This window comes from Vibrio sp. 10N.261.46.E11 (assembly GCF_041472735.1).
Classification (GTDB): Bacteria; Pseudomonadota; Gammaproteobacteria; order Enterobacterales; family Vibrionaceae; genus Vibrio.
Genome location: NZ_JBFRQW010000052.1, coordinates 1 through 14,553 on the forward strand (window position 1 = coordinate 1; position 14,553 = coordinate 14,553).

Consider the following 14,553-nt stretch of genomic DNA (forward strand, 5'->3'; position numbering starts at 1 on the left):
GGAAAGCCGCGATGAACCTAATTTAATGCAACAGCGTGCTAGTTCGATGGAAGAGCGGCAAGATAAACTCAGCGCTCAAGTTGAAACCGCGGTAAGTTTGGCAAACTACTATTACAGCCAACGCAGTGTGCTGGGTGAAGAGGTCGCAAAGGATCGTGCGCTACAAGCCATCAAAACGCTTCGTTATGACAACACTAATTACTTCTGGATTCTAAACCAGCAGATCAACATCATTAGTCATCCGTTAAAACCAGAGCTTGATGGCACCAATGCCGGAAACCTTAGAGATGGAGCAGGTAAGCATCACTGGCGCGAGATGGTCACCATTTCTCGCACTCCTGAAGAGAAAGGCTTTCTTGATTACCAATGGATGAGCCCGCAAGGTGAACTCAAAGACAAGATCTCATACGTTCAGTTGTTTCCAGAATGGAACTGGGTGATCGGTTCTGGAATCTTAGTCGCGGATATCCAAGAGGCGTTCTATGCCTTAGCTATTAAGGAAGGGATGGTAGCGGTTGTTTTATCTGGCTTACTTTTCGCTATGGGTTACGCGATTTCCAACAACATCCTTGTGCCACTGAATAAGCTTATCGATAACACCCATAAGATTGCTGATGGGGATCTTCGTGTACGCATGAACATGACACGCAAAGATGAGTTAGGTGATATGAGCCATCAGATAGATACCATGCTCGATAAACTGCAAAGCACGCTTCGCACCGCCAATGAATCTGCAGATTTGTCTAGCAACATGGCAAGTCACATCGCGCAAGCCAGTGAAGAGGCCGCAACCAGTGTTAACGCTCAACATGCGCAGCTGGAATTACTGTCTACTGCGATGACTGAAATGAGCGCGACTATCTCAGATGTAGCAATCAATGCAGAGAACACAGCTGCGAGCACCAACAAGGTGGTCGATCATGCAAATCAGAACGACGAAAACATGCAGGTAACGTCGACAACCATCTCTCAGGTTTCAGAGAACATCTCGACAGCCAATAACCTAGTCAAAGATCTGCAATCTGGTGTGACTGAGATTAGCCAAGTTGTTGGTGTGATTCGTGATGTGTCAGAACAGACAAACTTGTTAGCACTGAACGCAGCAATAGAAGCAGCACGAGCAGGTGAGCAAGGCAGAGGCTTTGCAGTTGTGGCTGATGAAGTACGTAATCTAGCGAGCAGAACTCAGAACTCGACCAACGAAGTACAATCAACCATTGAAAAGCTGACTCAGCAGGCTGAGCGTACCTTTAAAGCGATGCAAAGCAGTAATGAGAAAGTCGATCACAGTGTCGTGGCTTCTAACGAAACTCGTCAGCAATTGGATGTGATAGTGAATGAGCTGCACAACGCTAATGACATGGTGGCTCAGATTGCCGCAGCGTCGGAACAACAGAGCACAGTGGCAACGGAAATGAGTGAGAGTGTCACTGGTATTCACTTAGCCGCCAATGAAGTTCTGCAAGCCTCACAATCGTTGGCAGAGGATAGCCAGAAAATGGCGAATACTACAGAGCACCTAACTGAACAGTTAAAGTACTTTAAGGTGTAAACCCAAAACCACTTAGCGTTACCACAGACAAAAGACAAAACCTCATAAAAAAACACCTCCGCGCTTGAGATAAGTTCGGAGGTGTTTTCGTTTGTTGCTGACTAGGAGAGCAATTCACTCTCAGAGCGTTAAACTAACTGCGACTAATGCGCTGCCACTGAGATCTTCGGTGGGTTGATGTTGTGCTTCTTAAACTCTTTCATCACTCGCAGGGTAATGTCGGTCTCAAACAACTTCTCATACGCGGTATCCACTACATAAGCCTTACACGTCAACTGTATCGCAAGGTAGTTGTCGGTGATCGTCTGTTTAACCAGAACAGTCACTGGCTTTGGTAAATGGATGTAGCGACTTGAAGACGCCGCTTCTTGGATCAAGTCGCGGGCTAGGGTGATGTCTTCATTCATTCCGACATAAAACGGAATCACCACCTGCATATCCAAGGCACCATAGTTACCACTGGTGGTCACTTCGTTTAAGAACTTGTTGTTTGGAATTGTGATGATGTCATCATTCAAAGTTCTCATGCGCACAGAACGCAAACCAATAGTGATAATGTCGCCATAGTTACCTTCAAAAGTGACACGGTCACCAACTTGAAATGGTCTATCAATCATTACCGTGATACCGGCGATGAATGATGCTGCCAAATCTTTAAGTGCAAAACCGACAGACACGGCGAGGGTACCACCAATCAAAGCTAAGATTTGATCGTTGATTCTAAAGCTCATCATGAACACGATAAGACCGGTGCTCACGTAGATAAAGAACTGAGTGAACGATTGCAGTTTTTGTAACAGCATTCGATATTGCACGAACTGACTACCAAAACTGGTCACCAACGAATTGATAAACTTGAGCAACAACCACATTGCGGCAATAACGATCATGGAGAAGAACACGCCGCTCCAACGCACCAAACTCGCTATCTTAGAGATGTTTTCTACGTTAGCTAACTCTTCCGTCGCAAAGGTCGGGAAACTGACAGCACTTGCCAAGCCAACAAATAGTAGGATAAATAACTTCTTCATTTTACTTCACCAATAAATGTTGACGGTCGAGAACGTTAGTAATGTGACGGAACCAGTGATCGGAGATCTTGGCCTTGTCTTCATTCCAACCAATGTAACCACGGCTCTCGAAGTAGCGCAGAATCCCGGTTATTTCCGCAATGCTTAACTGAGTACATTCAGACAGTACCTCAGGAGACGCAATCTCCAGTTGTACGATAGAGCGCAATACAGCCAACATAGGTTTCGGCATGTTTTCCAGCTCTTGTGCTTCAGGCACGTGGAACAATCTCACGACTGCTTGATCCGTCTCTTTGTTTCGATTCAGAGACAAACGGAAGAAACGCAGGGCAACAGTAGGGTTACCGTCTGAGTAGTGCCACAAGATACGATAGAAGCCTTGGCGCGCGCGTTCTTCTTCACTCATATCATCTTGGTCCCATTGCTTAGGGACTACTAAACCATCAAAAGACAACGGCTTCTCAAGCTCCGTATTGATACGGCTATTTAGAAGTTCACCCACTTGTTTCTCTGTCCAACGAGGAAGGAAGCACACCAAATCAAACAACAGACGCTCACCACGCGCTCTATCCACAAATCGCCAGCTTGATTTGGCGATCGATATCACGACACGGTGGTTCTTTTTAGAACGACGCAAAAGGTTGGTCAAACGAATCAAATCAGACAGGCCACCGACCATTGGCTTTACCAGCCGCTGTGCGTTATCAATCGCGATAAGGTAAGTGGTATTGCTCTTACGAAGATGCGCTAATATTTGAATTTCAGTCGCTTCTTCGTCCAAGCCAATGCTCACGGCTAAATGCGCTAAAAGCTCTTGGTAACCCGCATAAGGGCAACTCACGTATACAGGCTCAGCGTTAGAGACTTTGTGCAGTAAGGTATATAGCAGCGTTGTCGCGCCGACACCACGTTCGCCAGACACAATACAGATAGCCGGGCTGTCTGACATTAAGTAGCGTGATAACTGCTTAATTTCATCTCCTGCGTAATCTATCAACGTACTGTCGATATTACCCGGAAGAATGTATTCATAGGTTTGATCGCCTTTGATTCGAACCAAGTTTTGCTGATTCTTATCAAGATCTGACTGCTTAGCCACTTCAATTCTAAACAGATACGCCAAAGCTTGGCTAAACAGCGTGTAGTTAGACAGAAGGGCCAAATCCGGTTAAGCGTTCTTTGTTCGCAGAGTTCGTCAGTTCTAGAAGATGCTGTTTACTGACGTTTAAGCTATTCAATGTGACGTAGCTAGTTTGAACGGCAAACCATTGATCAGCGTCGTTGTTATCTCTATAAGCTTTGATCTGTTGCTCGAAGGTTTTGATTTCCAGTTTCTGAACACGCAGAACTTCGGCAAGCAAAATATTAACTTGGCGTTTGTCCGATTGCTCCATGAAAAGGGGATCGGGTAGAAAATCAATACGCTTATCCAGATCAATCGCTATATTGGATACCTGCGGTTGAGATTGTAAATCATATTCCAAGTTGGCATGACTAGGCCAAGAGAGAATGGCCAAAGTGAGGATTAACAAGCGCGATAGTGAACGCATAAAAGTCTCTTAGAATTATGAGGTTAGGATTACTATAGTTAGATAATCTGACTTTGTGAAATCCAACCCTGTATCGGGGGCGAGTACTTTATTCCTGTTTCAACCGATTTTGTCATGAAATTGTCAGGGATTAGGCTAGTCTTGGCTATGTCTGTTGCTGCTTTGAACGGGTTGGTTTTGCTGTAACTGATTAGCATACGATATATTCAATGGTCGGCATGATTTGAGACGTTATATCTCTCCCATTTTAGGGCGCTGTTTGATATTTTGTTTTCCCTGAAAATCAGCGGCTTTCAGTGGATAAATAGAAAATCAAAAGTGTGAGTCAGCTCAAACTATGATTTGGTTGGGTTATCACTCACTTAATAGCGGGTAATTGCAATCAAGACTTGCAGTTAAAGCCCCGAACAAGTAACGTTGCGGCGTTTTTCACATTAAAAAGGTAACGGCATTGATCTCCACAGCAAATATCACCCAACAATTCGGCGCTAAGCCACTTTTCGAAAATATTTCAGTTAAGTTCGGCGAAGGCAACCGCTACGGTTTAATCGGCGCGAATGGCTGTGGTAAATCGACGTTCATGAAGATCCTATCTGGTGAACTTGAGCCAAGTGCTGGTAACGTAAGCTACGATCCAAACGAGCGCGTAGCTAAACTAAACCAAGACCAATTTGCTTACGAAGAATTCACGGTAATCGACACGGTTATCATGGGTCACAAAGAGCTTTGGGCTATCAAACAAGAACGTGACCGCATTTACTCTTTGCCAGAAATGAGCGAAGAAGACGGCATGAAAGTGGCTGACCTTGAGGTTCAGTTTGCTGAAATGGACGGCTACATGGCAGAAGCTAAAGCCGGTGAGCTTCTTCTTGCTGTAGGTATCGAAGAATCAATGCACTTCGGTCTAATGAGCGAAGTAGCACCAGGTTGGAAACTTCGTGTTCTATTGTCTCAAGTACTGTTTGCAGACCCGCACATCATGCTTCTTGACGAACCAACGAACAACCTGGACATGGACACTATCAAGTGGTTGGAAGATACGCTAAACCAACGTAACTGCACAATGATCATCATTTCGCACGACCGTCACTTCCTAAACTCTGTTTGTACACACATGGCTGACCTTGATTACGGCGAACTTCGTCTATTCCCAGGTAACTACGATGAGTACATGACGGCTGCGACACAAGCGCGTGAACGTCTACTGTCTGACAACGCTAAGAAGAAAGCACAAATTGCTGAACTTCAAACGTTCGTTTCTCGTTTCTCTGCGAACGCATCTAAAGCGAAGCAAGCAACGTCTCGTGCTAAGCAGATCGATAAAATCCAACTAGACGAAGTTAAAGCGTCTAGCCGTCAAAACCCATTCATCCGTTTTGAACAGTCTAAAGAGCTATTCCGTAACGCACTTGTAGTTGAAAACCTATCTCAAGGTTTTGAAGAAGACCTATACAACAAGTTCGACGGTATCTTCGAAGTGGGTGAACGTGTTGCTATCATCGGTGAAAACGGTGTGGGTAAAACAACGCTACTTAACACACTAGCTGGCGCTCTTGAGCCACGCACTGGTGAGTACAAGTGGTCTGAAAACTCAAACATCGGTTACTACGCTCAAGATCACGCACACGATTTCGAGACAGACATGAACCTGTTTGATTGGATGAGCCAATGGCGCCAAGAAGGCGAAGACGAGCAAGTTGTTCGTGGCTTCCTAGGTCGTATGCTGTTTGGCCAAGACGACATCAAGAAATCTGTAAAGGTTATCTCTGGTGGTGAGCAAGGTCGTATGCTTCTTGGTAAGATCATGATGCACAAGCCAAACATTCTTCTTATGGATGAACCAACGAACCACATGGATATGGAATCTATCGAAGCGCTTAACTTGGCTCTTGAGAACTACAAAGGCACATTGTTCTTCGTATCTCACGACCGTGTGTTCGTAGACTCGCTTGCAACTCGTATCCTTGAAATCAAAGATGGCAAGATCAACGATTTCCGCGGTACTTACGCTGAGTTCTTGAAAGCACGCGGCTAAGCTTTAAGTTAGCCTACTTTTCAACTCAATACGTTGGAAATTAAGCCATAAGCTATAAACTGAAAATTAAAAACGCCGTCATACTGAAATGCATGACGGCGTTTTTGTATCTTGTATCTTGTATCTAGCTAAGTTTCTATGTATCTATCCTTGAAGGGTCACTAACTCTTTACATCAGAACTTTACAATTAGAAGCGATTAGTGAATCACCAATCGAACTTACGCTTTTTTCCGACTGCTGATTATTCACCTTTCACATCAAAATCAATCTTCTCTGCACCCGTGAACACTTGGAAACGTAAACCTTTAGCTCGAGCAATGGTCGTGATCCCAAATTGCTGAGCCAAGTCTAAGCCCATTTGCGTTACGCCAGAACGTGATAGCAGAACAGGAATACCCATTTGAGCCACTTTGATGACCATTTCAGAGGTCAGGCGGCCAGTAGTGTAAAAAATCTTATCTTCACCAGACTCTTTATTAAGCCACATCTCACCAGCCAACGTATCTACCGCATTGTGACGGCCAACATCTTCAACAAACGATAGAACCTTGTCGTCTTTGCAAACTGCGCAACCATGTACCGCGCCAGCTTTCTTGTAGGTGTCGTTGTAATGAGTCAGTGCTTCTAGAGCGGTATAAATTTCAGATTGCTTAATCTTGGTTTGAGGCACTTGGTAATCTTCCAACTGCTTCATCACGTTACCAAACATGGTGCCCTGACCACAGCCAGAGGTCACCGTCTTCTTCTTAAGCGCTTGCTCAAGCTGGCTCGTATCTTCATTGGTAATGACCGCTGCAGAGCTGGTTTCCCAATCAATGATAATAGATTCAACCGCTTCAGGGTCAGAAAGGAAGCTTTGGTTCTTCAAATAACCCAAGACTAAAGATTCAGGACGCGAGCCGAGTGTCATCAGGGTTACGATCTCTTTCCAGTTCAACATCACGGTAAGAGGGCGTTCGCAAGCGATCTGTTTGGTTAGCTTCTCACCATATTCATCAAACACTTCAACTTCGATTGTCTGAAGAGGGTTTTCGCTGGTTTTTATTATGTTTGGTTTTACCACAGTCACGTCCTACTTAATGAGATAGCGATTTTAAGAGATAAGAAGTTAACAAGAGGGTCTAACGCCACTCTTGTTAATCGATTCTTTAGCCCATGCTTAAAGCAAATCTCATTCCAAAATAACGGGTATTCAAGAAAACATGAAGCATTCGATTAAAATAGAGCAAAATATGAGAGTTCACGGGCAGAGCTGTCTGAATTTACGCGTATCGACTACCGTTATAAGGGTGGCTGACTTACAAAAGCAGCGATGTTTGTTGATGAAGGTTAGCGGTTATTGGCGTGTTTATTGCTTTATAGGGCTTATATGATTGCGCTCAGTACAAAATGTCCTAAGTGCATCAGACCAAAGAAAATCAATTGGGTGAAGTATGTCTGAGATAAAAGAATTCAAAGAGCAATATGACACAACAGAAGCATATGAAAAAACAGAAGCAGCTTGGCCAATCGGTGTCCAAAGAATAGAGAAAGAGATCAAAACGGGTATCTGGGTAACCACTCAATGGGAATTGACCGGATTTGAACTGTCACCCGAAGACGATACGCAAGACGTGTGTTTGCTTCAGTTACACAAAGACGAACGTACTGACTACCGTTTCAACCTAAGCTCTCAGCAACCTAAGCTATTCTTAGTGATGGATAACGTCGATTCTGGTGTTAAGCCGGTGATTCAGTTACTTACGGCATCACAAACCGTTGCAGGGCAATACATGGACGGTGACAACCAAGTCCTTTCCTACGACATTCCATTGCCTGTACAAGCTTGGATGGAAGCATTCATCGGTCGTCATGGCGAGTTATTAGAAACAAGACGTAAGAAACGTAAAGGCGCGGGAAGATCAAATGGCAACTAACTTCTTTAGCCGTTGGTCTCAACGAAAGCTTGACGAATCCACTGACGAACCTTTTGAAGCAGAGCAAACACTGGAAGCAACCGAACTCACTTTCTCTGACTCTTCTTCTGAGATTTCGTCTACTGATCTTTCATCTGCAGCTGTGGCAGAAGCGCCTCAGCCTTTAGAAGGTGACGCTTTAGAAAACGATGAAGAAGCTCATGCTGTTGACTCCCAAGATACGGCCTCAGAATCGACTGAAGACTTGTCTGTTGCTCAATTATTGGTGTCAGAAGCCTCTGAAAGCGTAAAAAAGGCCGCATTGCGTAAATTATTCCTCTCGGAAGAGTTTAACGTCCGTGATGGTTTAGACGATTATGACGACGATTACAGTAATTTGAAGTCTCTTTCTGAAGGCGTCGCAGAAACATTGCGTGATTGGGTAAAAGACAAAACGGAAGAAGAAACTACGGCAGAAGAAGAGCAACTCATTGATAATAAAGACGAAGGTGTACTTTTAGAAAATTCTGAAAGCGATCTTGATGTACCTGATAATGAATTTGAAACGTCAGAAAGCGCCGAAATAACCGAACAAGAAAATGAACTGTATAAAAACACAGTGCCAGGTAATGACGCTACAATGTCAGACGCAGCTGACCTGAAAGAGATGGGACAAAATATACCACACAAAGAATAGGTACATTTTGACTAAACACTCAATGAGCCGCTTGCGACAAAATGTCTCAAGCGGCTTTTTCATAACCCAAACAAACTACAGAACATGCTAATTCATTGAAAATAATGAATTATTATATTGGCATGGCATTTGCTAAATATCGTTCATTATCGACTTTTTTGTAGATAGCTTGGGTAAGGTTGATTGGATAATGAATAGCTAACGAAACCGTTAGTTGTTAACTGATTACTCAGCAAGTTCTCTAACGCTAACTACAATGAAGGTTGAACAGATTATCCATATCCAAAGATGGAACTGAGCAATGCTTAAACAATTATTAGAACAAGCAACTTCAAATAACGCGAAAGCAAGGCTGTATGCATTTGAAAATACAGTTGAGTTAACAAACCTTATTCCACCGACAGTCAGTTATGAAAGCGGGGGAAACACACTCATCATTGGTCCAACAAAGATCATTGAGAGTGCGGCTGCGCAATTACCTCAGCTAACAAGCCTAACTTTATTGTCGACAGATGGCGAAAAGGGCACAAACCCAGAACTGTACTTCGCGAACTCGGTTCAAGTATCCGGTTTCCTTGGCACGTTTGAAGTTCTGATTGAGAGTAAAGGCACATCGAGCAACCTAGCGAAAGTGGCCATTAATCACGATTGTTTCGATGTGGTTTTAGACCTTTGCCTAAATAGTTGCATGACAGAAGAAGTGCCTGTTCCTGGTTATTACCCAGTAGGGCGCGGCTATCCTAAATTGGCTGAAGCGTTGGAAGAGATTCCTACGCTAATGGGCACGTTTGATAAGCCTAAGTTCTTCCGTTTAGACACAGACCTTTGTGCGCACAGTTCTCGTGGCGTAAAAGGCTGTGAGCGTTGTGTTGATGCTTGTCCTGCTGGCGCACTGTCGAGTGAAGGTTCAGATAAGACTGGTCACAAGATCGAGATTAACCCTTATCTATGTCAAGGCGTTGGAACTTGTGCAACAAGCTGTCCTACCGAAGCGATTACCTATGCGCTTCCAAACCCTGACGATACCCAAAAGTTCATTGAACGTACGCTAGCTAACTACGAGCAAGCGGGCGGTTTGGATCCAATCGTACTTATCTGTAGCTCACGTCATGAAACCTACAACGTGATGGCGCTTAAAGCGCTACCAGATAACGTGATTCCGATTGTTGTGGAAGAACTGCCTTCTATTGGTATCGACACTTGGTTTGCAGCTCTAGTAAATGGCGCGACTCAGGTTCTATTTGCCGCATCTCGCTTTATGCCAGAAACGATCATTCGAGTTCTGAATAACGAAGTAGGGACTGCACAAGAACTGCTAGACCAAATCGGTATTCCAAAAGAAACCATCGATATCCTGTATTTAGAATCGCTACGTGAAGGTCCTCCAACACTGTGTGTTGATTCGTTCGATCTTGCACTTGGCGATCTTCAAGGCAATAAACGTCAACGCCTATTCACAGCACTTGACGCGATGTCTTCATCTCGTATTCCAGTTGAAAACATTGTTGAGCTTCCTTCGAATGCACCATACGGCACAGTTTCGTGTGAAAGCAAAGATTGTACTTTGTGTATGAGTTGTGTGGCTGTGTGTCCGACACGTGCTCTGCATACTGATGGCGCATCTCCATCCCTTAAGTTTGTCGAACAAGACTGTATTCAATGTGGTCTGTGTGAAAAGGCATGCCCTGAGAATGTTCTCACTCTGACTCCTCGAATGAATTGGGTGAAAGAAGAACGTCAACAAGCGGTTGTGATTCATGAAGAGAAAGCAGCGGAATGTTTACGTTGTCATAAGCCATTCGCACCACAGTCTATGATTGACATGTTACAGAACAAGTTACACGGTCACTCTCATTTCTCAGATGAGACTGCGATTAATCGTATCGCGATGTGTGAAGACTGCCGTGTGGTAGACATGTTCGATTCAATGGCTCAAGACCCATTGAAACAATTGAAATACTAGGAGTTGGCCTTGGATACTAATTTGGATCAGGCACAAGAGCCTGAGCTCGCAAAAGAATTAAAGCAAGAACAGACACTAAGAACTGAAATCTATTTGGTTTTTTCTGCATTGTTTCGTAACGCACCTTCTGAAGAGGTCATTGATTTCCTAAAGACGCTAGACATTGAAGCGTCTGAGAGCGCAATGCAAAAAGCTTGGATTGCTACTCAACAAGCGGCAACGGAATCAAATCGCGAAGCATTAGAAGACGAATATCAAGACCTGTTCATTGGCATTGGCCGTGGAGAGATTGTTCCATTTGGTTCTTGGCATAGAACTGGCGCCATGATGGAAAAACCACTGGCAGAAATTCGTCATGATTTAGAGCTTTTAGGCATTGAGCGTGATGATCAAGTGAAAGAGCCAGAAGATCATATTGCGGCATTGTGTGAAGTAATGGCAATGCTAACCGGTGAAGAAGAAGCACTTCAACAAGCCGTTTTCAATAAGCACCTTGGTCCTTGGTTCAACTCTTTTACGCGTCAGCTTGAAAGTGCAGAAAGTGCGAACTTCTACAAATCAGCAGCTCAGCTGTGTGAAGCATTCTTAACGTTGGAGCAAGTGCGTTTCAGCGTGAATACAAAAAGCAGTAAGCATAAATTAAAGATTGATGTGAAAAACGTCACTGATTACGAGTAATCGAGCAGTACGCGATTATATCGATAGAGGGGCATTAAGCCTCCAAAAAGATCTACCGTAAGGTAAGGAAGCAATGATGAAAGATAATAAAGAAATAAACTCAAGCCGTAGGGACTTACTCAAAGGCTTAACGACTGCAGCCGTTGCTGGTGCGGTTGTCGCTGGTACAACGAAAGTGGCAACAGCTTCAGAAACGGTTGAAATGCCGAAAGAAGACGTGAAGAAGACGGGCTATCGTGAAACGCAGCATATTCGCGACTACTACGACACACTTTAGGAGATAACGGATGAAACTTGTCAAACGCTCCGATAGTGTGAGCAAAGAAACCAATCAACTAGGTGTGTCTCGTCGCGCCTTCATGAAAAACACTTCACTTGCTGCTGGTGGCGCGGTTGTAGGCGCAAGTCTATTCGCTCCGGGCATGATGAAGAAAGCACAAGCTAAATCAGTCGATCCAGAAGCGAAAACAGAAGTGAAACGTACTATCTGTTCTCACTGTTCTGTGGGTTGTGGTATCTACGCTGAAGTTCAAAACGGTGTTTGGACAGGTCAAGAGCCTGCTTTCGATCACCCATTTAACGCTGGTGGACACTGTGCGAAAGGTGCAGCACTGCGTGAGCACGGCCACGGTGAACGTCGTCTTAAGTACCCAATGAAATTGGAAGGCGGTAAGTGGAAAAAGCTTTCTTGGGAACAAGCGATTGAAGAGATCGGTAACAAGGCGCTAGAACTTCGTAAAGAGTCTGGCCCTGATTCGGTTTACTTCCTAGGTAGTGCAAAACACAGTAACGAGCAAGCTTATGCATTCCGTAAGATGGCGTCGCTTTGGGGCACGAACAACGTCGACCACCAAGCGCGTATTTGTCACTCAACCACAGTAGCCGGTGTTGCGAACACTTGGGGTTACGGTGCAATGACAAACTCGTTCAATGACATGCACAACTGTAAATCAATGCTGTTCATTGGTTCAAACCCTGCAGAAGCTCACCCTGTAGCAATGCAGCACATCCTAATCGCGAAAGAGAAGAACAACTGTAAGATCGTTGTGGCAGATCCTCGTCGTACACGTACTGCTGCGAAATCTGATCACTATGTTTCTCTACGCCCGGGGTCAGACGTTGCGTTTATCTGGGGTGTGCTATGGCATGTCTTTGCTAACAAATGGGAAGACCAAGAGTTTATACGCCAACGTGTATTCGGCATGGACGAGATCCGTGAAGAAGTCGCGAAGTGGAGCCCAGCTGAAGTTGAGCGTGTAACAGGCGTAAGTGAAGAAGACGTATACCACACAGCGAAACTGCTTTCTGAAAACCGTCCAGGTTGTATCGTTTGGTGTATGGGTGGTACTCAGCACACGACAGGTAACAACAACACACGTGCTTACTGTGTACTTGAGCTTGCGCTAGGTAACATCGGTAAATCAGGCGGCGGTGCAAACATCTTCCGTGGTCACGATAACGTACAAGGCGCAACTGACCTTGGCGTATTGTCTGACACACTTCCAGGCTACTACGGCTTGTCTGAAGGCTCATGGCGCCACTGGTCGAAAGTTTGGGATATCGACTTTGATTGGATCAAAGGCCGTTTCGACGACAACGCTTACGGCGGTCAAAAACCAATGAACAGTGCAGGTATTCCTGTGTCTCGTTGGGTTGATGGCGTACTTGAAGACAAAGACAAAATCCGTCAACGCGAAAACATCCGTGCTATGTTCTACTGGGGTCACGCGGTGAACTCTCAGACTCGTGGGCCAGAGATGAAGAAGGCGATGCAGAAGCTGGATATGATGGTTATCGTTGACCCATACCCAACGGTTGCAGCGGTAATGAACGATCGTACTGACGGCGTTTACCTGCTTCCAGCAACCACTCAATTTGAAACCTACGGCAGTGTAACGGCATCAAACCGTTCTCTACAGTGGCGCGACAAGGTTGTTGATCCTCTGTTCGAATCTAAGCCTGATCACGAAATCATGTACCTTCTTTCTAAGAAGCTTGGTTTCTCTGATCAACTGTTCAAAAACATCCGTGTTGAGAACAACCAACCATTGATTGAAGACATCACTCGTGAATTCAACAAAGGTATGTGGACGATCGGCTATACAGGTCAAAGCCCAGAACGTTTGAAAGAGCACCAACAAAACTGGCACACGTTCCACAAAACAACGCTTGCTGCAGAAGGCGGCCCAGCTAACGGTGAGACTTACGGTCTTCCTTGGCCATGTTGGGGTAACCCAGAGATGAAACACCCAGGCACACATATCCTTTACGATACGTCTAAGCCTGTTGCAGAGGGCGGCGGTAACTTCCGTACTCGTTTCGGTGTTGAGTTTGAAGGCCAAAGCCTACTGGCTGAAGACAGCTACTCAAAAGGCAGCGAAATCAAAGATGGCTACCCTGAGTTCAGTGACAAACTACTGAAGCAACTGGGTTGGTGGGATGACCTAACAGCAGAAGAGAAAGCTTCAGCGGAAGGTAAGAACTGGAAGACTGATGTTTCAGGTGGTATTCAACGCGTGGCTATCAAGCACGGTTGTATCCCGTTTGGTAATGCAAAAGCGCGTGCGATTGTTTGGACTTTCCCAGACCGCGTACCACTGCACCGTGAGCCACTTTACACGCCACGTCGTGACCTAGTTGCTGATTACCCAACATGGGATGACAAAGAAGCAATCTTCCGTGTTCCTACGTTGTACAAGTCGATTCAAGAGCAAGATAAGTCTGGTGAATATCCGATCGTTCTTACTTCTGGTCGTCTGGTTGAGTACGAAGGTGGTGGTGAAGAGACACGTTCAAACCCATGGCTAGCCGAGCTTCAACAAGAGATGTTTGTTGAAGTAAACCCGAAAGATGCAAACGACATTGGCTTTAAAGATGGCGATGATGTTTGGGTTGAGGGTGCAGAGAAGGGACGTATTAAGGTGAAAGCGATGGTCACGCGTCGTGTGAAACCGGGGCTGGCGTTCATTCCATTCCACTTCGGTGGCAAGTTCCAAGGCGAAGATTTACGTTCTAAATACCCAGAAGGCTCTGATCCCTACGTTATTGGCGAAGCTGCCAATACAGCAACCACTTATGGTTACGACCCTGTCACTTTGATGCAGGAAACGAAAGTAACCCTTTGTAATATTCGTAAAGCGTAAGGAGTCTT

The 14,553-nt window shown here is 45.0% G+C and carries 11 protein-coding genes and 1 pseudogene; 8 read left to right on the forward strand and 4 right to left on the reverse strand.

Annotation, left to right across the window (positions count from 1 at the left end):
- A partial coding sequence (locus AB4407_RS16640; protein ID WP_372121348.1) for a methyl-accepting chemotaxis protein occupies positions 1–1,552 on the forward strand: 1,552 nt, incomplete at its 5' end.
- 143 nt (positions 1,553–1,695) lie between these two features.
- Here the strand turns inward: AB4407_RS16640 and AB4407_RS16645 are convergent.
- The 3 genes and pseudogenes from AB4407_RS16645 to AB4407_RS20920 all read right to left on the reverse strand — a co-directional run bounded on the left by AB4407_RS16645 (position 1,696) and on the right by AB4407_RS20920 (position 4,133).
- Positions 1,696–2,583, reverse strand: coding sequence for a mechanosensitive ion channel family protein (locus AB4407_RS16645; protein WP_009846738.1), 888 nt, complete (start codon positions 2,581–2,583; stop codon positions 1,696–1,698).
- Between the two features lies 1 nt (position 2,584).
- A pseudogene (locus AB4407_RS16650) lies at positions 2,585–3,745 on the reverse strand (ATP-binding protein); the annotation flags it as partial.
- A complete protein-coding gene (locus AB4407_RS20920) occupies positions 3,729–4,133 on the reverse strand; it encodes a hypothetical protein (RefSeq protein WP_408063690.1) in 405 nt (134 codons plus the stop codon). The gene AB4407_RS20920 and the pseudogene AB4407_RS16650, both read right to left, overlap by 17 nt.
- Positions 4,134–4,584: 451 nt before the next feature.
- Here AB4407_RS20920 and AB4407_RS16655 point away from each other — a divergent pair, with 451 nt between their 5' ends.
- Positions 4,585–6,168, forward strand: a complete 1,584-nt coding sequence (locus AB4407_RS16655) for an ABC-F family ATPase (protein ID WP_009846736.1) — start codon at positions 4,585–4,587, stop codon at positions 6,166–6,168.
- Positions 6,169–6,410: 242 nt separating this feature from the next.
- Here the strand turns inward: AB4407_RS16655 and fdhD are convergent, their stop codons facing one another.
- Positions 6,411–7,232, reverse strand: a complete 822-nt coding sequence (gene fdhD, locus AB4407_RS16660) for a formate dehydrogenase accessory sulfurtransferase FdhD (protein WP_135382565.1) — start codon at positions 7,230–7,232, stop codon at positions 6,411–6,413.
- A gap of 370 nt (positions 7,233–7,602) precedes the next feature.
- On the opposite strand from fdhD, the gene AB4407_RS16665 reads away from it, so the two are divergent.
- The 6 genes from AB4407_RS16665 to AB4407_RS16690 all read left to right on the forward strand — a co-directional run bounded on the left by AB4407_RS16665 (position 7,603) and on the right by AB4407_RS16690 (position 14,545).
- Positions 7,603–8,085: a DUF3305 domain-containing protein gene (locus AB4407_RS16665; protein WP_372121349.1), complete on the forward strand. Its 483-nt coding sequence runs from the start codon at positions 7,603–7,605 to the stop codon at positions 8,083–8,085.
- Positions 8,075–8,761, forward strand: coding sequence for a DUF3306 domain-containing protein (locus AB4407_RS16670; protein WP_372121350.1), 687 nt, complete (start codon positions 8,075–8,077; stop codon positions 8,759–8,761). Before AB4407_RS16665 ends, AB4407_RS16670 begins: the two co-directional genes overlap by 11 nt.
- Positions 8,762–9,062: 301 nt before the next feature.
- Positions 9,063–10,724 carry a 4Fe-4S dicluster domain-containing protein gene (locus AB4407_RS16675; RefSeq protein WP_372121351.1) on the forward strand — a complete coding sequence of 554 codons (1,662 nt, stop codon included), beginning with the start codon at positions 9,063–9,065 and terminating at the stop codon, positions 10,722–10,724.
- A 9-nt stretch (positions 10,725–10,733) separates the two neighbouring features.
- Positions 10,734–11,402: a molecular chaperone gene (locus AB4407_RS16680; protein WP_372121352.1), complete on the forward strand. Its 669-nt coding sequence runs from the start codon at positions 10,734–10,736 to the stop codon at positions 11,400–11,402.
- Positions 11,403–11,478: 76 nt separating this feature from the next.
- Positions 11,479–11,679 (forward strand): twin-arginine translocation signal domain-containing protein, encoded by a 201-nt coding sequence (locus tag AB4407_RS16685; protein ID WP_372121353.1) that lies wholly within the window; start codon positions 11,479–11,481, stop codon positions 11,677–11,679.
- Positions 11,680–11,689: 10 nt separating this feature from the next.
- On the forward strand, positions 11,690–14,545 hold the full coding sequence (locus AB4407_RS16690) for a formate dehydrogenase subunit alpha (protein ID WP_372121354.1): 2,856 nt from the start codon (positions 11,690–11,692) through the stop codon (positions 14,543–14,545).
- Positions 14,546–14,553: the final 8 nt, after the last annotated feature.

Bases quoted from the DNA above. Each gene is read 5' to 3' on its own strand.
- AB4407_RS16645 (WP_009846738.1), bottom strand. From the start codon at position 2,583: ATGAAGAAGTTATTTATCCTACTATTTGTTGGCTTGGCAAGTGCTGTC.
- AB4407_RS20920 (WP_408063690.1), bottom strand. From the start codon at position 4,133: ATGCGTTCACTATCGCGCTTGTTAATCCTCACTTTGGCCATTCTCTCT.
- AB4407_RS16665 (WP_372121349.1), top strand. From the start codon at position 7,603: ATGTCTGAGATAAAAGAATTCAAAGAGCAATATGACACAACAGAAGCA.
- AB4407_RS16670 (WP_372121350.1), top strand. From the start codon at position 8,075: ATGGCAACTAACTTCTTTAGCCGTTGGTCTCAACGAAAGCTTGACGAA.
- AB4407_RS16675 (WP_372121351.1), top strand. From the start codon at position 9,063: ATGCTTAAACAATTATTAGAACAAGCAACTTCAAATAACGCGAAAGCA.
- AB4407_RS16685 (WP_372121353.1), top strand. From the start codon at position 11,479: ATGAAAGATAATAAAGAAATAAACTCAAGCCGTAGGGACTTACTCAAA.
- AB4407_RS16690 (WP_372121354.1), top strand. From the start codon at position 11,690: ATGAAACTTGTCAAACGCTCCGATAGTGTGAGCAAAGAAACCAATCAA.